We start from the raw sequence: 15,989 nt of genomic DNA, 5'->3' as shown, positions 1-15,989 counted from the left end.
GCATTCTGGATACTCACCCCGGCATCGGCTGGGTGCAACTGCCCTGGGCGGGCGGGCGATCGCGCTATCGCGCCGTGCGGGATGCGTTGACGCAGGTGGAGGCCTGGCATCTGCGCGATCAGCTGGTCAGTAGCTTATCGGGTGGAGAAGCCAAACGGGTGCTGCTGGCCTACTGCCTGGTGCGGCCCCGCTCCCTGTTGATTTTGGATGAAGCCCCAGCCGGGCTGGATGTGCGCAGCGAATCTGATTTTTATCAGTTGCTTTATCAACTGAAGCAGGAACAGGGTTGGGCGATTTTACAGATTTCCCACGACCTGGATATGGTGCGTCGCAACTGCGATCGCGTCCTCTGCATAAACCGGCGACTGCTATGCCAGGGACCTCCCGACCATGCCCTGGCTCCTGAGCAATTGTCTTTGGCTTATGGGTCAGAGTTCGTTCGCTATCACCACACCTGTCAGCCTCATCACCATGACCATTGAAACTGAACTCACCCGCGTTATCGGTCTGTTTCAACTGCCCTTTATGCAGCGGGCACTCATGGGTGGCGTGTTGACCGGGCTGATGGGCGGCCTGCTAGGGAGCTTTACGATTCTGCGGCAGCTTTCCTTTTTTAGTGATGCCCTGGGCCATTCTGCCCTGCTGGGCATCAGCATTGGGCTGCTGCTGGGCTTCAATCCATCCTGGGTGCTGCTGCCCTTTGCGGTGGTGTTTGCCTTGGTGGTGACCTATTTTCTGGAACGCACTCAGCTCTGGACCGATGCTCTATTGAACATCATTTATTCGTCCTCTCTAGCGGTGGGCATTATTTTGCTCAGCTTTCGGGATGAGTATCAGGGAGGCATCAGTAACATACTCTTTGGCGACATTCTGGCGGTACAAACCGCTGATCTGGTCTTCGGTGCCCTGTTGTTAGCGGTGTGCGCTGGGTTCATTGGCCTGACGCTGCGATCGCAAATTCTCATGACCCTGAATGAACCAATGGCGATCGCCCGCGGCGTCAACGTCTCGGCCCAGCGCACCGCCTTCATTGTGTTGCTCTCTCTGGTCGTCGGCATTTCCATCAAAGCGATCGGCGTCTTACTGATCAGTGCCTTTGTGGTGATTCCGGCCTGCGCTGCCCGCCTGCTCAGCCGTAACTTTTCTCATTACATTCTCATCTCCGCTTGCCTGGGAGCTCTGAGTGCGGTTTTCGGCATGCTCCTGTCCGCCCTTTTCGATTTACCTTCCGGTCCCAGCATTGTCACCGTTCAACTGGCCATGTTTCTGTTGGCCATTCTGATTCCCAAGGCCCGCGTTTTGGCTCCCTGAACCATGACTCAGATCCTCGATGCCCTGCCAACCCAACAGTCAAACAAAATCCTGTGCAGCTATCGCAACCCGTCATCCGATTTGCAGATTGCTCGAATTTCCAACATTCCCCACTGGTATTTCGAGCGCGTTATCTTTCCTGACGATGTGCTCCTTTTCGAGGCGGTTGCAGAAGCAAAACTCGAAATCTATAGCGGTAACGGCATCACAACATTGCTGACCGATCAGATTCCCTGCGATCGCTTGCAGATCGCGACACCAATTTCATCCCCAGTTGTGAGGTCGATGCAATGACAACTGCATTATCAGAACTGATTCCCAAACGGGGAATGCCGGTAACTCTGATTACGGGATTTTTAGGCAGCGGCAAAACTACTCTGTTGAACCACATCCTGACCAATCGCCAGGACTTGAAGGTGGCAGTGCTGGTGAATGAGTTTGGCGACATCAACATCGACAGCCAACTGCTGGTGTCGGTGGAAGAAAACATGGTCGAGCTGAGCAACGGCTGCATCTGCTGCACCATCAACGACAGCCTGGTGGATGCGGTGTACGCGGTGTTGGAGCGGGAGGAGCGGATGGACTATCTGGTGGTCGAAACCACGGGATTGGCCGACCCCTTGCCCATCATGTTGACGTTTCTGAGCACGGAGCTGAAAGCCTTCACTCACCTAGATTCTGTGATTACAGTCGTGGACTCGGAAGCTTTTACGGAGGAGCATTTCAGGAGTGAGGTGGCCCTCAGCCAACTCCGCTACGGCGACATCATTTTGCTGAACAAAGCGGATTTAGTATCGGAAGCCAAGTTGACCTGGTTGGAATCCTACATTCAAAACATCAAGGAGCAGGCCAGATCTCTGCGGTGTTCCCTAACGGCACAGGGCGATCGCTTGCCCCTGTCGGCCTTGCTGGATGTGGGCTTGGCAGAGCCCCCGGCTCAGTTGCCTGAAGCAGCTGAATTTCAGGAACTCCCTGGAAAATCTCCCCATCTGGCTCAGGATGGCTTTGTTTCGGTGCCTTTTAAGAGCAACCGACCCTTTCAGGTAGACAAGTTCGAGCTTTTCTTGATGGCTCAAATGCCCATTGATGTGTTCCGGGCTAAAGGCATTCTCTGGTTTGAGGGAGAGGACCAGCGCCACATCTTTCAGCTCAGCGGCAAACGGTGCAGCATTATCCCCGAACCCTGGACCACCTCACCGCAAAATCAACTCATTTTCATTGGTCGCCAGTTGAACCCATTGCAACTGCACCAACAACTCACCAATTGTTTGGCCGGTAACCGAGTCTCTCTGTTGTCCTAGCGAGAGATGGCCAACCCTGCTTGGGTTCCCTCTGGCATCGCCGGAGTGACCCAATGTCCGTGCCCCAAAGGCGTGTTCCACCCACGGGGGAAAGCCTCTGTTTCCCCCACTTTCTACCGTAGTTAGGATTCATCCATGACCTTATCCATTTCTCGTGACGAGTTTCGCTCAAGTATCCCTAAAACCAAAGCTGAGCCCCCTGTCTCCGACCAGGAAATGGAGCAGGCCGTCCGTACCCTGCTGCTTGGTCTGGGCGAAGACCCCGATCGCGAAGGGCTAGTCGATACCCCCAAGCGAGTCGTCAAAGCCCTCAAGTTTCTCACCTCCGGCTATCACCAATCCCTGGATGAGCTGCTCAATGGAGCCGTCTTTCACGAAAACGCCAACGAAATGGTGCTGGTGCGCGACATCGATCTGTTCAGCTCCTGCGAGCATCACATCCTCCCGATTCTGGGGCGCGCCCATGTCGCCTACGTTCCCGACGGCAAAGTGATCGGCCTGTCCAAAATTGCCCGCATCTGCGAGATGTACGCCCGGCGGCTACAAGTCCAGGAACGGCTCACCGCCCAAATCGCCGATGCCCTGGAAGGGTTGCTGAAGCCCCAAGGCGTTGCCGTTGTCGTCGAAGCGAGCCACATGTGCATGGTCATGCGCGGCGTCCAAAAGCCCGGATCCTGGACCACCACCAGCGCCATGCGCGGCGTCTTTGCCGAAGACCCCAAAACTCGGCAGGAGTTCATGAGCTTGATTCGCCATAGTCCGAGTTTCCACTAGAGAGTGACGGAGTGACAGGGTGATGGGGTGATGGGGTAAGGTCAAATCTCAATTCTTCACACTCCCCCACTCCCCCACTCCCCTACCCATGATGAGGCTCCCCATGGGGAATCAGCGAGTGCGGTTTCTCCAGACCGTGGGCTTCCATCAATGCCTGGTCGCCCATGATTTCGCGGGGATCGCCGTCGGCGATGATGTGGCCTTCGTCAATCAGAATGACGCGATCGCACACCTCAAGCACAAACTCCAGATCGTGGGAGGAGATCAGCACGGTTTCGGTGGAGTTTTGCAAAAAGCGAATCAGGCGGCGGCGGGTACGCAGGTCGAGGCTGGCGGTGGGCTCGTCGTAGAGAATGATCTGCGGGGTCATGGCCAGCAGACCGGCGATCGCCACCATCTGTTTTTCACCGCCCGAGAGGTGGTGGGGCATGCGATCGAGCAGGTGAGTGATCCCCGCCATATCCGCCGCCTGGGCTACCCGCGCGGCCACCTCTTCGGGGTCAAAGCCCATATTTTGTGGGCCAAAGGCAATATCATCGCGCACCGAGGCCGAAAAGAGCTGATCGTCGGGGTCCTGAAATAGCAGCCCCACCTCAGGGCGAAACTGACCCGGTTGCAGGGGATCGCCAAACAGCAAAATATCGCCCGCCGCTGGGGTCAGCACGCCGCACAGCAGCATAAACAATGTAGTCTTGCCACAGCCATTGTGGCCGATAATGCCGACGCGATCGCCCGCTTGCACCGCCAGCGAAATGCCGCCCAGCACCTCGGACTGATCGGGATAGCCAAAGGCAAGGTCTCGGGCTGCGATCGCTGTTTGCCTGTGCCCGTAGGCTGCATTTACCGGGTCAAACCCGGTCGAGATGGAATTCATCATGGTTGAGTCTATCACTGGCGCAAAAAACCTTCGGCTACTATCAGCCCTACCGCTGCCGCGACCACTGCCCCCGTCAGACCCCAGCTCAGTGCCGAGGGCTGACGGGGCAGAGATTGCTCGCGGGTAGGCTTTACCCCATAGCCATAACCCCGCAGTCGCATGGCCTTGTAGACCCGCTCCGACTGCTCATAGCTGCGAATCAGCAAATTCCCGGCCAGCATCGCCAGCTGCTGCATCGTCTGGCTGTTCACCCGTAGCCAGCGCTGCCGCGTTTGGCCAAACCCCCGCAGCCGCATCGACTGCTGCATGGTCGCCAGCATGGCCGCAATTTCAAACAAATAGCGGTACGACAACAGCGTCATATCCGCCAAAATAGTGGGCAACCCCAGCGATCGCATCGCCTGCAACAAGGTCAAAAACGGGGTTGTCCCCAGCAAAATAAATCCCAGGGTCAAAATCGACAAGAATCGACCCACAATCAGCAGCGTCGCCAGTAGCCCCTCCTGGCGCAGCGCCAGCCAACCCCACTGGCTTACCACCGTATCGCCCACTGTAAACGGCAGCACCAGCACCAGCGCCAAAATAAACAGGCCTGGATAGCTCAGCCGCTGCCACAAAAACGTCAGCGGTAGTCCTGAGAGACCGTAGAGCAAGGCTGCTATACCCAGCATCCACGGCACCAGCGCCAGCTGTCGCACCGTGGCAAAGGCAAACATTAGCACCGCCAGGCTCACCAGCTTCAGCCGTGGCGACCACTGATGTAGCATCGATTCTCGGTACACGTAAGTATCAAAACTAGCCGCTCCCATGGCAAACTACCCCTCTAATAACTCGGGCTTTACCCGTTGCAAAAACAGCACTAACATGGCCGTAAACACCCCTTCAACGATGGCCAAAGGCACATGCCCTACCGACAGGGCTAGCACCGCCGCCCGCTCGGCCTCTGCATTCAGTTCGGCTGGGATATTGAAAATAATCAGCGCCAGAAAAATTAGCGCCGCCAACCCCAACCCCACCGCCCCACCCAAAAACGCAAACAGGCCCGTGCGAGCTGGTTCAGGCAATGGCTTACCCAAGACATGGCGCAGCTGAAAGATGTGGTAAGCCAATAGCGCCGGAATCCCCATCATCGCCGCATTGACCCCCAGGGTAGTGAGGCCACCGTGGCCAATTACCAATGCCTGAAAGAACAGCCCAATTAGAATCGCCGGAAACGCAAAGTATCCCAGCACCACCCCGAGCAAACCGTTCAAAATGAGATGCACACTAGCGGGCGGCACCGGAATATAAATTGACGACGCCACAAAAAATGCTGCCGTCAGTAGAGAAGCCTTGGGAATTTCAGCCGTCGGGTCAGGTTTACGGTTGATCTGCCGCAGAGAATACCAGGTGGTCAGGCCCGTAATAGCATAGCCCGCCGCACAGACCTGGGCTGGTAAAATTCCATCGGGGATATGCACTAGCGCTTGCCTCGGGCGAAAAATAGAGCGGTGCCAATACAGCCCCAAATGACAGAGCCAATAGTAAGGCCTCTTTGTATTGGCGACAGGCCAGTACTAGGAGAGATTAAAGAATTCGCGGCCACTTCGACGTCAGCACTGTCGGCTGCAGCCGATGCCCCCACAGGAATGGTAGTCAGATCGCCGTGTCCGGCCTGACGCACCATGACTTCCCAATTGCCCGGTTGAGCCGTGTCCGGGGTAAAGCTAAAGCGCCCCTGGTCATCAGTATTGCCATTCTGCCAAGCCACAGTAGGGTTATTGGGGGCATATACCAACACCTGGGCATTGGCCATCGGCTCGCCAGTCTCAAATCGGGCTTCTATTTCCACCCTACTGACCTGGCGGTATTCTACTGTCAGACCATGGGCTAAAACTGGCAGGCCCCAGCCCCCTAGCCCCAGGGCCAACAGCCAAATTAGATGCTGTTTCATAGGGCAGTCAGATTCATTTCTTGACAGTGGCCTTCGCCTACATGGCCGAGGCTAGGCAAAATTGCTAAAAACGTCGTGTAGTCTGTCTCAGATAACCTCGCCTGTAGGGCGGCACTATCGACATCGACAACATTGTTTTGGGCCAGGCCAGCTATCGGATCAAAGCCTAAGGCTCCGGTGTTGATACCATCGTCGGCAGGGGCACTGCCATCGCCAAATAGGTGATCAAAGTGAAAAGTGGCCTCTAAATCAGCCTGGTCACCAGCGGCAAGAATGCCCTTGCGTTCATCGCCGACGAAATCACCGCAGGTAAACGCCAGCTCTTCATTTACCTTAATCGTAAACGGAATGGTGCTGCCATCTTTGGTCGCGGTGCCTTGCATCCAGATCGAGGAGCCGACTGAAGGCCCCGACTCAGCGGGTACCATGCGCCAGGCCAGTGCATTGAAGTGCCCTGGAGGGGCCTCGATCGCGGTAACGGCAATCGGGTCAGCGGCGGCATCGCCCTCGGCCAAGTCTATGACCTCGGGCCCCACAGCCTTGACCTCAGTTTGGGCCTCTAGTTTACCCCCAGCCTCAGGCTCAAAGGGTGGGTCTGTCTGGGCGGCGGTGATATCGGCCAGCGACACATAAACGTGATCGAAGCTGATCTCCCAACCATCTTTAGTAGTGAACCCTTCGCGGACGAAGTCTTCGCCGTTGGCCCGAATCAGCAGGGTACCGGTTTTGCCATTGGCACTGGCCGGTGCAGCCGTCTCGGGGGCAGTAGCCGTAGGGCTAGAGCTGCCACAGCCGGGCAGCATAACCAAGGTCACGCTGCCCAGTACTCCCACGGCCGCCAGCTTGAATGTGTTGCGTTGCATAATACCTAAGCAAATAGCTAATCTCGGAGCAGGGTTGGGTGATGCCGCCGCATTAACCTACGGCGAGGTGCTTTAGACGTATGACCCAACATGTTTACTTAACCCCGAGTGCCTCGAAACTTCAATACCCGGGGGGGGCACTTATTTTTGCGATCGCATCCTCTAACAGCAGCAAATAGCCCCAATGGCCCCCATCTTTTCGGGTTGATTCCTGAGCAGATTGTTAATCTAGGGTGATTGGTGGTCAGCACTCAGGTGTAATCTAGCTGGAGGATACGACCTATCGCCTTGACTTGGGGCATGGGCTAGTGCTGTCAGGTCTCCTTAACAGCTCGGCAGATTCATATGATAGGAAGTGTGTACTAACGCAACGCCCGGCAGCTATCATCAAACCAAATACGTCAAATCGTTGGATAGAACTTTTCTGGTTAAGGGCATTAAATCCGGCTAAAGATATTAAAGAAAATAATAAGGTTATATCTATGGGCATAGATCAGAGACAGAAGTTTTGCATTATTACCACCCAACGGAGCGGTTCTACCTGGTTAGTTAAGCTATTGAACAATCATCCTGGCATTCGATGCTTTGATGAAATGCTGCTATACCGTACTCCTGACAAACGCAGAGACCCAAATATGTTGCGATATTTTGACTACCGTCAGGCAAAGGGTGGATGGCGACCCTGGATCTTATTGGAGTACATGAATCGTTTCTTCGATGAGTATCCTGGAGACTATGAATACATCGGCTACAAGGTGATGTACGACCAGCTCGTCAAACGCCCTGAAGTTATTTATCCATTAATTAAGCAAAACTATAAACTTATTCACCTGGTTCGAGAAAACTTTCTTGATATTGTTTTGTCAAAAAAGAACATGCAAAAAAATCAGCTGGCTCATGCTAGTCAGGAGGTCAAACTAGATAAAATTTATCTACATCCAAAAAATTTGATGACTGAGCTAACTTTTCTTGATTTCAAGTTAAGGACTTTCAGAGCCTTCCTCGCTATGCTGCCCAATCATAGTATTGAGATCTCCTACGCCGATCTCTGTGTTGACAAAAATGAAGTTTTGGCCAAAGTGCTTGATTTTTTTGAAGTTGAGTCGGAAGTGGTTGAATTTAAGAGTAGTCTCGTAAAAATGGCCAAAGGCTCTTACGCCGACAAAATCGAAAACTATCGAGATATTGAGCAAATCTTGAAGGGCACTCGTTTTCAATACCTACTCGATGATGGGGCAGAATCCGGCGATAATACCATAGAAGTAGCCACTCAAGACTAGTGCAGAATTATGCTGGGCAAGATCAGCTCGATTCTATTATTATCTATAGAGGATGCCGTGAGTAAGATGCTCTTGATGTCTCATAATTTAGTATCTGACTAAGTATTAAAGGCTGTTGAAGTGACATGAGCCTTTCTTATTCACTCTCTTCAGTGAGGTAGTTTTGAGACATTTTTGATAGACCAATACATAGGGGTGTGGCTGCTAACGATGTATGACTGTATTGTGGTTGGTGCTGGCCCAGCTGGGGCGGCAACGGCCTACCATCTAGCCAAGCAGGGGCATAGTGTGCTGTTGGTAGAGAAGCAGACTCTGCCCCGTTACAAGCCCTGTAGCGGGGCTGTTTCGCCCAGCGTGGCTGAGTATTTTGACTTTGATTTCACCCCTGCGATCGATCGCACGATGCGTCGCGTGCGCTATACCTACAAGCTAGGCGACCCGATCGAGGCCGAACTCACCACCGCTGACCCGATTTGGATGGTCAAGCGAGAGGTATTTGACCAGTTCTTAGTGCAGCAGGCTCAGAACCAGGGAGCGCTGCTAAAAGACAATACGGCCGTTAGTGCCATTGAGAATAAGGGCGACTATTGGCGGGTGATCACGGCCGGTGAGGTACTTGAAGCAGCCTATTTGGTGGCAGCAGACGGGGCCCAGGGCCCGATGGCGCAGTGGTTGGGCTTTCCCAACTTGGCACTGCGATCGGCTAGCGTGCTGGAGGTACCCGCGCCAGTGGGGGACGACTGCGCCATTAATTTTGAGTTTGGCCTGGTCAAGCAGGGCTGTGCGTGGAACTTCCCTAAGGGTGAAAGCTACTCTATTGGAGCGGCTACGTTTTTGGGGCAGGGGGCTACCGACTATCGCAAGGTACTAGCAAAGTACAGCCAGTCCTTTGGCGTCAGTCTGAGTCAAGGTGCTTTCCACAGCCATCCGCTGAAGCTGTGGGATGGCAACCATCCACTACATACCCACCGAGCCTTACTGGTGGGTGAAGCGGCCGCTATTGTCGATCCGCTCAGTGCAGAGGGCATTCGCCCAGGCATGGTGAGCGGGGTGCGGGCTGCAGAGGCGATCCATGCGGCCTTGGGGGGGAGCCTAGATGCCCTGGCCAACTACACCGCCACCATCCACAATACTTGGGGTGAAGATATGCCCTGGGCTAAGCGCATCTCAGGGCTGTTCTTTCGGGTGCCAGGTTTGGGCTACCGGGTGGGCATTAAGCGACCCACCGCGACCAATCGCCTAGGGCAAATTTTGGCTGGGGAGGTGCGCTACGCCGATATCGCCAGTCGGGTGATGAAGCGGCTGAGCGGCGGTCTGCTGTCGGGGTAGGTGCAGATAGTTTCAGGGTTTACCGAGATGGCAGTACCACCGAGCTAGGGTGTGGGGATCGACACCGAGCAGGTAGGCGGCGATCACTATCTGGTTAACCAGGGTAGTGCGGAGAATGCCAAGGCTGCGCCAGCGGCGATCGCTCGTCAAGACCTGGGCCGGGGCGATCGCAATCTTCCCCAGTTTGCATAGCTGCCGTACTAGCTCAAAGTCTTCCATCATGGGCAGATCTGGAAACCCGCCCAGGCGGCGAAACACATCGGCTTTGATAAAAATAGCCTGGTCACCGTAGGGCATGCAAAAATGGCGCGATCGCAAATTCACGCCCCATTCCACCCAGCGTAACGCCCGCCGGGAGCTATCGATCGCTAGTTCAAAGGCTCCAGCTACGACCTCCGGCTGGGCCAAGGTTTGATGAATGATCGGTTCAAACCCATGGGGCAAGCGAGTGTCGGCGTGGAGAAATAGCAGCACAGATCCCTTAGCCAGGGCAGCTCCCTGGTTCATCTGGTGCGCTCGACCCGGGAGCGATGCCACCGTCCTAGCTCCCCAGGCTGTGGCGATGGCCTGGGTACCGTCTGAGCTGCCGCCATCGACCACAATCACCTCTAGCGAGGCGACAGCCGGAATCGTGGCGAGTACCTGAGGTAGGTTACTGGCCTCATTGAGAGTGGGAATAACGATAGAAATTAGATCATGATGCCGGGCTGGGAGCATTTGAGCGGCCATCAGCGATTGGCCTTGATCTGAGCCTCGGGCCCACAGATCAGGTATTGCACGTACAGCTTGCGCCAACTGGGCCTGGCGTCTGGTCATGTTCCATAGACCTTCGATGGGCAGGGGCATATCGAAATACCGTTCAGCATCTCGATAATTTACCTAACCTATCCCCCATCGCAGATGAGGAGCAACTTAACGTTGACTGAACGATAAGCGATAACCTGGCTCAAAATGGGTCAAAAATGTAGTTATCAGCATATTGGTGGGCTTTTGCGCAGTCAGTCTGGCTGCGCACCGTCCAAGCCAGTAGGGGACAATTAAAGTAATGGCGAGCCAAGGTAGTCGATAGGGTGGGCAAAGCCTTGACATTATAAGCAATGAAATGAGGTCGGCTAGCCCAGGTCAGCAGTAGGTGACTGCGCAAGAATTTTTGGGGCTTACTCGCCAGTTGACCGCGCATAATTTCTGGAGCATGGCGCTTCAGCCACTGGAGCGATCGCGGGTTGAATGACTGCACCGCTAACTCGCCCTGATAGCCTACCAAAGTCTTTAGCAATGCCTGCTCTGGGGGGCCGACCTGCTTTTCATTTTTGATTTCGATCAGCAGCGGTACCCGTCCATCAATGCAGGCCAATACCTCAGCCAGCGAAGGAATAGTCTGATCGGTGTCGTATAGACGGTATCGTTTTAGACTGTCTAGGGTTTGATCGGCAAGGCGAGCCTTTTTACCCGTCAGTCGCCTGAGGTCGCGATCGTGAAATACCGCCAGATGGCCATCGGCCAGCAACTGCACATCGAGCTCGATCGGGTGGTTGGTTGCGATCGCAGCCTCAAACGCCGCCAGCGAATTCTCTGGTACTGTTCTGCCCCGGTGCAGACCACGGTGGGCAATGGGTCGATTCGTTATCCACTCCATCGCTGACCTCGTCTACCCTGCTAAGCTGAGCAATGTTCTAAACCGATTTTTCCACCTTGACATCTGGCGATATTACCTGACCGTATCAATACCCAACAGTACGGCTTCGCCCCCATTCCCGCCAACCCCTTACCCATGCCTCTCGATACTTGGTTTCCCCTCGCCGTTTACTACCACGACCTATCTGACTCGGCCCTGCACAAGGCGGCCCTCACTAAAGCTATCCTTGACCTCGAAGCCAGTGGCAGTGAGCCTCGCAACTTCCCCGAAATGGCCTGGACGGGAGACCTCCATGGGGTTGAGCGCATCCATACCGATCCTCGCTTTAGCTGGCTTGTCAGCCAGGTCGAAAGCCACGTAATTAACTACCTCACCGAGTTGGGTCTAGATTTAAGTCAGGTAGATTGCTACATTCAGCGGGCATGGCCCGTGGTGTCGCGACCCCAGCAAGAGGTTGGCCCCCACAGTCATAATACCGCCCACGTCAGCGCCGTATACTACGTTGCCGTACCTGAGTCGGGCAGCGATGCGGCAGGCTGTCTCACCTTTTTTGACGATGCCCGTCCGAACGAAGTCAGCCCCGGATTAGGTAGCGAGAATACCGATATTGTCGCCACTTGGAACTACCTCAACCAGGACCAAGCCCTCTATCTGCCTACCGAAGGAAGACTGATAATTTTTCCTGCTAAACAGCGTCATGGTGTAACGCCTAACCATACCGAAGACCTGCGTATATCGCTGTCTTTCGATATCGTGCTAACCGCTGCTCCTGGTCACGCTGCCGGGGCCTACGAATTTCTGATGCCACCGCCAACCCACTGGCGACGATTTGGAAACCATAGATCCTCATAACCCTGAGGCTCACTTCCTCTAAAAATCTAATTAAGTTGATTGAAGTGAGCTGTATATTTCTATTAGACGCTGATAGTTATCCTTAGCCGTGAAGTTTTTCTCAAATTCAATGCGGGCTTCTTGGCGCATACCTTGTAATTCTTGGGGATGTTCCAACAACCACTCGATCTGCGCCGCAAGATCAGAAGAATCACTAGCCTTAAAGTGCATTCCAGTACGTTTGTGATCAACTAGCTCAGTGATTGCCCCAATTTTTGAGGCAACTACCGGCGTGCCTTTTGCAAATGCTTCGATCGCAACCCTACCAAATGTCTCATACCATTCTGAAGGAAAAACGAGAAAAGCTGCATCTCCAAGGATTTCATATACTTCTTCCAGCGGTTTACGTCCTAACCATTCAATTTCAGGCATTTCCTCCATTGCGTCCTTGACTAAACCTGACATAGGGCCATCTCCAAGGATCTTCAACGGAATCTTGTTTTCTAATTGACGCCAAGCATCCAGCATGACGCCCAAGCCCTTTTCGACAGATAGTCTTCCGACAAACAATCCATAGCCTCCCTTACCCTCTCCTGGTTCAGGGGCAGGATGTAAAAAATTAGTTTTAAAGGCAAATTTTTCAGCCGGCAGGCCACCTTCAATAAATTTATTCATTGCAAACTTACTGTAGGCAATGAAAGTATCTACGGCCTTACTCCAAGTGCCTATAAGCGAATGAAAACCAACTGTTGATGCAACCATAGCACTCGCACTACGGCTACCTCGATAGCACCCATGGATGATACCAGGCAAAGGAAAGGGTTTACCTAGGCAGTCTTCACAAACTTTTCCATCGCGGAAAAACAAGGCATTAGGGCAAAGCAGGCGATAATTATGTAAGGTTTGCACAACAGCTACACCCTCGTCCTTAGCCGCATAGTAAGCGGCTGGAGAAATTAGCGGAAAAGTGTTGTGAAAATGGGCGATCTGAGGCTGCTTTTGACGAATAATTGACCGTAACTCTTTATAAACATCTCCATTCCATAGGGCATTCTTTGCCAGCAAAGGAGAACTAATACCACTGATCTGATCATTATTGAGGGTATAGCGTACAACCTCATGCCCGTAGGACTGTAACAGTGTGGCTTCTGTATTGAAAATCTGCTCTTCACCGCCAGGCTGTTGATAGTAGTTATGAACCGCTAAAATTCGCATATGATTCTCCTTATCGCGTTGGAACTATTATCGTTTCATAAACTTCAACAAGAAACTTGCCCTTGGTCTTCCAGTTGAATTTCTCATTCACACGGTTTTGTCCCGCAGTTCCTAATCGAGAACGCAACTCAGGATCTATTGCTAACTGCTCCATAGCCCTGGCCATACTCTCAATTGCCTGTTCAGGATTAGTTGCTAAGACCTTAAATCCAGTTTCCTCAGTTACCTGTACAGCAGGCCCCCCTAAATCCAGACAAATGACTGGTCGTCCTGCTGCCATAGCTTCTAAGCAGACAAATGCTCCTGAATCATGCAGGCTAGGATGTACTAGGGCTAAACAAGTACCCAACTTATGTATTAAATCTGTACGGGGCATTTCATTGAAAAACTTAACCTGAGAAGCAATACCCAATTCAACTGCCATAGAACGCAGAACGGCTTCCTCTGGTCCTTTTCCAATCAACCAATATTCTGTTCCAGGGGGTAAATCAGCCTTAGAAAATGCCTGCAATCCTAGGTGAAAACCTTTCCAATGTAGAAATCTCCCTACACTGAGAAACCTTAGAGAGACAGGATCAGAAGGAGAAAATTGCCCGATTTGCTCTACTTCTTCGGAAAGCAACCCGACTTGAGAAAGAATCTGGACATTTTTGCCGCCCATGGCCTCAAGTCGCCTGGCCGTATCTTCAGTGGTCGCCCACACTAAAGCACTCCGGCGTACCGTTAAACGCGTAAATGGATCAACCTCGCCTAGCCAGCGAGTTAGATCTCTCAAAAATTCATACATTTTAGCTTTCAGACTGAAATCTTGGTGAAATGGCTCGGGGGCCGTTTCACCACCACCTACAGGGCCAAAAATAAAGGGGATCGGCAAGAGAGCTAGAAAACTGGGAGTAGAATATTTAACAAAGGTGACATGGTGCACCACATCAAAGCCAATCTCTCGATGGAGCTTTTGGGCAACAAAATATGCCTGAATCTGCCAGAGATAGTAATGAACCTGGAAAGCACCCTGTCCCCATTTCCAACCCCCTCCCCAAATAGGTAAGGTGAAGTAAACAAAGTGCAGATTCGGAACTGGATTCTGCTCTAACTCAGCATCAATAGCTTCTCGGCCATCATCAGGTCGAGTTAGCACCCAAACCTCGTGGTAACGGGCAACCTCACGTACCGTATTCCATCCAACTCCTAGCTCAGTTCCTCGCCCAGGTTCACAAGCATAGGCTGAAATAAGAATTTTCATTATGCCAGGCTGTCCTTAGATTGAGAAGAGCTATCCAAGAGAAACTTGCCAAATTCAAGATATTGACGGCTAGTATTCAGATAATGGAAATCCCGCGATCGTGCCAGGGATGCTTGTCGATAATGCTGTCCCAATTCTGAATTGGTTAAAATATTAAGAAGCCCTTGAGCTAATGCTTCTGGATTACCAGTTGGCACTAGCAAACCATGCTTGCCGTACTCAATAATATCTTTCATACCCCCAGGAGCATCCGTTACAACTACAGGTGCCCCGCAAGCCATAGCTTCTTGAAGTGCAATGGGGCATCCTTCCCAAGCTGATGCAAGCACAAAGGCATCTGACGCCGCCATATATCGATAGGGGTTACTGTCATACCCTGGCATCCAAACCGAATCAGTAATGCCTAATTCTTGGCTAAGAGCAGTTAATTTATCTCGTAATGGGCCATCTCCCAAAATTATGAGTTTAGCAGGCATAACTTGAACCACTTGAGCAAATGCTCGTAGGAGTCCGTCTAACTGCTTTTGCTTTGCTAAACGAGCAGCGGTAACAATCTTTGGCACCCCTTGAGTCTGAAACCAAGGATGATCTATCGGCTCTTTTGCCAGACGCTCAACACGCTCCCGACTGATTGGGTTCAATATTACCCTCATGGGAATAACGTCAGGGATATGAAGCGTATCAACTAGGTCTGTTAAAGTATCTCTAGATACACCAATTATTCCGTCACCGTGTGGATATATGTAGCGCATTAGCACAGGCAAAAAGCGTAGATGGGGCTTATCAAAGTGTTCAATCCCCGCTTCCATGCTGATAATATTATGTTCCCCCAAAATAACTTTAGTTGGAACGTTCGCTAAGAAACGTGCAATAACTGCTACAACATTGAAGTACCAGGGCATAGGAAACAGTATGTCGGGTTGATACTCTTTCATATACCTTACTGTAGGCAGAAGGGACAAGGAGGTTCTCTTCACACCTAAGCTAACTATAGTAAGATCCGGATAACGAGCTAGCTCTTCCTCACTAGTATTGAGAACAACTAGCTGACACTCCGCCCCAAGTTCTTGAAAACCACGTATCAGAGCAACACAGAGATTAGTAAAAGTTCCTCCACCAATATCATGCGTTAATATAGAGATCCTAAGTGATTTCATAAAGCATTATAATAAATATTCGATGCTGTAGCTGTGGCTTTATTGCTGAGTTTGTTTAATTTTCAAACACTAGTACTCTGAGGCATAAGTTTAGATATTACTCTATTTGAGCGGTTCTTCCGGCAGCATGGTGATAAGTTTTTCTAATCAGAAAAGCAAGCTAGCAAGCGCTTACGGAAATTCTCAAAGTTTACAAACCCATAAGCTTGGCGCTTAATCAACTTAATTCGATTGTTGAT

Annotated in this window: 19 protein-coding genes; 8 read left to right on the top strand and 11 right to left on the bottom strand. The window is 52.2% G+C overall.

What is annotated here, in order from left to right; all coding sequences use genetic code 11:
* The 5 genes from IQ254_RS23465 to folE form a co-directional block, all read left to right on the top strand.
* Positions 1–482, top strand: a 482-nt coding sequence (locus IQ254_RS23465; RefSeq protein ID WP_193968578.1) for a metal ABC transporter ATP-binding protein, incomplete at its 5' end; no start/stop codon positions are given.
* The gene (locus IQ254_RS23460) at positions 472–1,311 is read left to right on the top strand and encodes a metal ABC transporter permease (RefSeq protein WP_193968577.1); all 840 of its coding nucleotides are present in this window, start codon (positions 472–474) and stop codon (positions 1,309–1,311) included. The genes IQ254_RS23465 and IQ254_RS23460, both read left to right, overlap by 11 nt.
* A gap of 3 nt (positions 1,312–1,314) precedes the next feature.
* Entirely contained in the window at positions 1,315–1,605 is a 291-nt protein-coding gene (locus IQ254_RS23455) for a DUF1830 domain-containing protein (RefSeq protein ID WP_193968576.1), read from the top strand.
* Positions 1,602–2,612, top strand: a complete 1,011-nt coding sequence (locus IQ254_RS23450; protein ID WP_193968575.1) for a GTP-binding protein — start codon at positions 1,602–1,604, stop codon at positions 2,610–2,612. Before IQ254_RS23455 ends, IQ254_RS23450 begins: the two co-directional genes overlap by 4 nt.
* A 135-nt stretch (positions 2,613–2,747) precedes the next feature.
* A complete protein-coding gene (gene folE / locus IQ254_RS23445) occupies positions 2,748–3,386 on the top strand; it encodes a GTP cyclohydrolase I FolE (protein WP_193968574.1) in 639 nt (212 codons plus the stop codon).
* Positions 3,387–3,468: 82 nt separating this feature from the next.
* Here the strand turns inward: folE and IQ254_RS23440 are convergent, their stop codons facing one another.
* The 5 genes from IQ254_RS23440 to IQ254_RS23420 are packed head-to-tail and all read right to left on the bottom strand — an operon-like array spanning position 3,469 to position 7,059.
* The gene (locus tag IQ254_RS23440; RefSeq protein ID WP_278000359.1) at positions 3,469–4,260 is read right to left on the bottom strand and encodes an energy-coupling factor ABC transporter ATP-binding protein; all 792 of its coding nucleotides are present in this window, start codon (positions 4,258–4,260) and stop codon (positions 3,469–3,471) included.
* Between the two features lie 14 nt (positions 4,261–4,274).
* The gene (gene cbiQ, locus IQ254_RS23435; RefSeq protein ID WP_193968572.1) at positions 4,275–5,072 is read right to left on the bottom strand and encodes a cobalt ECF transporter T component CbiQ; all 798 of its coding nucleotides are present in this window, start codon (positions 5,070–5,072) and stop codon (positions 4,275–4,277) included.
* A gap of 6 nt (positions 5,073–5,078) precedes the next feature.
* Positions 5,079–5,723 (bottom strand): cobalt transporter CbiM, encoded by a 645-nt coding sequence (gene cbiM / locus IQ254_RS23430; RefSeq protein WP_193968571.1) that lies wholly within the window; start codon positions 5,721–5,723, stop codon positions 5,079–5,081.
* Positions 5,723–6,196 (bottom strand): carboxypeptidase regulatory-like domain-containing protein, encoded by a 474-nt coding sequence (locus IQ254_RS23425; RefSeq protein ID WP_193968570.1) that lies wholly within the window; start codon positions 6,194–6,196, stop codon positions 5,723–5,725. The genes cbiM and IQ254_RS23425 overlap by 1 nt, the downstream gene beginning before the upstream one ends.
* Positions 6,193–7,059, bottom strand: coding sequence for a DUF4382 domain-containing protein (locus tag IQ254_RS23420; RefSeq protein WP_193968569.1), 867 nt, complete (start codon positions 7,057–7,059; stop codon positions 6,193–6,195). The genes IQ254_RS23425 and IQ254_RS23420 overlap by 4 nt, the downstream gene beginning before the upstream one ends.
* Before the next feature lie 308 nt (positions 7,060–7,367).
* Here IQ254_RS23420 and IQ254_RS23415 point away from each other — a divergent pair, with 308 nt between their 5' ends.
* Both IQ254_RS23415 and IQ254_RS23410 read left to right on the top strand, forming a co-directional pair.
* Positions 7,368–8,339 (top strand): sulfotransferase, encoded by a 972-nt coding sequence (locus IQ254_RS23415; RefSeq protein WP_193968568.1) that lies wholly within the window; start codon positions 7,368–7,370, stop codon positions 8,337–8,339.
* A 210-nt stretch (positions 8,340–8,549) separates the two neighbouring features.
* On the top strand, positions 8,550–9,668 hold the full coding sequence (locus IQ254_RS23410) for a geranylgeranyl reductase family protein (protein ID WP_193968567.1): 1,119 nt from the start codon (positions 8,550–8,552) through the stop codon (positions 9,666–9,668).
* A gap of 12 nt (positions 9,669–9,680) precedes the next feature.
* Here the strand turns inward: IQ254_RS23410 and IQ254_RS23405 are convergent, their stop codons facing one another.
* A complete protein-coding gene (locus tag IQ254_RS23405) occupies positions 9,681–10,397 on the bottom strand; it encodes a TIGR04283 family arsenosugar biosynthesis glycosyltransferase (RefSeq protein ID WP_228041022.1) in 717 nt (238 codons plus the stop codon).
* Between the two features lie 217 nt (positions 10,398–10,614).
* A complete protein-coding gene (locus tag IQ254_RS23400; protein WP_193968566.1) occupies positions 10,615–11,304 on the bottom strand; it encodes a glycerophosphodiester phosphodiesterase family protein in 690 nt (229 codons plus the stop codon).
* A gap of 135 nt (positions 11,305–11,439) precedes the next feature.
* On the opposite strand from IQ254_RS23400, the gene IQ254_RS23395 reads away from it, so the two are divergent.
* Positions 11,440–12,156, top strand: a complete 717-nt coding sequence (locus IQ254_RS23395; RefSeq protein WP_193968565.1) for a TIGR02466 family protein — start codon at positions 11,440–11,442, stop codon at positions 12,154–12,156.
* A gap of 30 nt (positions 12,157–12,186) precedes the next feature.
* Here the strand turns inward: IQ254_RS23395 and IQ254_RS23390 are convergent, their stop codons facing one another.
* The 4 genes from IQ254_RS23390 to IQ254_RS33865 form a co-directional block, all read right to left on the bottom strand.
* A complete protein-coding gene (locus tag IQ254_RS23390) occupies positions 12,187–13,350 on the bottom strand; it encodes a glycosyltransferase family 4 protein (protein WP_193968564.1) in 1,164 nt (387 codons plus the stop codon).
* A 10-nt stretch (positions 13,351–13,360) separates the two neighbouring features.
* Positions 13,361–14,593, bottom strand: coding sequence for a glycosyltransferase family 4 protein (locus IQ254_RS23385; protein ID WP_193968563.1), 1,233 nt, complete (start codon positions 14,591–14,593; stop codon positions 13,361–13,363).
* Complete coding sequence (locus IQ254_RS23380) at positions 14,593–15,750, bottom strand: glycosyltransferase (RefSeq protein ID WP_193968562.1); 1,158 nt, start codon at positions 15,748–15,750, stop codon at positions 14,593–14,595. Before IQ254_RS23380 ends, IQ254_RS23385 begins: the two co-directional genes overlap by 1 nt.
* Before the next feature lie 143 nt (positions 15,751–15,893).
* Positions 15,894–15,989: a transposase gene (locus IQ254_RS33865; RefSeq protein WP_369011301.1), complete on the bottom strand. Its 96-nt coding sequence runs from the start codon at positions 15,987–15,989 to the stop codon at positions 15,894–15,896.

The sequence above is a fragment of the Nodosilinea sp. LEGE 07088 genome (assembly GCF_015207395.1).
GTDB lineage: Bacteria > Cyanobacteriota > Cyanobacteriia > Phormidesmidales > Phormidesmidaceae > Nodosilinea.
Note: the sequence above shows the minus strand (reverse complement) of the source record. Positions and strands in the feature narration are given on the sequence as shown.

What these genes read in the sequence shown, in the direction of transcription:
- IQ254_RS23460 (WP_193968577.1), top strand. Translation starts at nt 472, where the DNA reads ATGACCATTGAAACTGAACTCACCCGCGTTATCGGTCTGTTTCAACTG.
- IQ254_RS23455 (WP_193968576.1), top strand. Translation starts at nt 1,315, where the DNA reads ATGACTCAGATCCTCGATGCCCTGCCAACCCAACAGTCAAACAAAATC.
- IQ254_RS23450 (WP_193968575.1), top strand. Translation starts at nt 1,602, where the DNA reads ATGACAACTGCATTATCAGAACTGATTCCCAAACGGGGAATGCCGGTA.
- folE (WP_193968574.1), top strand. Translation starts at nt 2,748, where the DNA reads ATGACCTTATCCATTTCTCGTGACGAGTTTCGCTCAAGTATCCCTAAA.
- IQ254_RS23440 (WP_278000359.1), bottom strand. Translation starts at nt 4,260, where the DNA reads ATGAATTCCATCTCGACCGGGTTTGACCCGGTAAATGCAGCCTACGGG.
- cbiQ (WP_193968572.1), bottom strand. Translation starts at nt 5,072, where the DNA reads ATGGGAGCGGCTAGTTTTGATACTTACGTGTACCGAGAATCGATGCTA.
- IQ254_RS23425 (WP_193968570.1), bottom strand. Translation starts at nt 6,196, where the DNA reads ATGAAACAGCATCTAATTTGGCTGTTGGCCCTGGGGCTAGGGGGCTGG.
- IQ254_RS23420 (WP_193968569.1), bottom strand. Translation starts at nt 7,059, where the DNA reads ATGCAACGCAACACATTCAAGCTGGCGGCCGTGGGAGTACTGGGCAGC.
- IQ254_RS23410 (WP_193968567.1), top strand. Translation starts at nt 8,550, where the DNA reads ATGTATGACTGTATTGTGGTTGGTGCTGGCCCAGCTGGGGCGGCAACG.
- IQ254_RS23405 (WP_228041022.1), bottom strand. Translation starts at nt 10,397, where the DNA reads ATGGCCGCTCAAATGCTCCCAGCCCGGCATCATGATCTAATTTCTATC.
- IQ254_RS23400 (WP_193968566.1), bottom strand. Translation starts at nt 11,304, where the DNA reads ATGGAGTGGATAACGAATCGACCCATTGCCCACCGTGGTCTGCACCGG.
- IQ254_RS23395 (WP_193968565.1), top strand. Translation starts at nt 11,440, where the DNA reads ATGCCTCTCGATACTTGGTTTCCCCTCGCCGTTTACTACCACGACCTA.
- IQ254_RS23390 (WP_193968564.1), bottom strand. Translation starts at nt 13,350, where the DNA reads ATGCGAATTTTAGCGGTTCATAACTACTATCAACAGCCTGGCGGTGAA.
- IQ254_RS23385 (WP_193968563.1), bottom strand. Translation starts at nt 14,593, where the DNA reads ATGAAAATTCTTATTTCAGCCTATGCTTGTGAACCTGGGCGAGGAACT.
- IQ254_RS23380 (WP_193968562.1), bottom strand. Translation starts at nt 15,750, where the DNA reads ATGAAATCACTTAGGATCTCTATATTAACGCATGATATTGGTGGAGGA.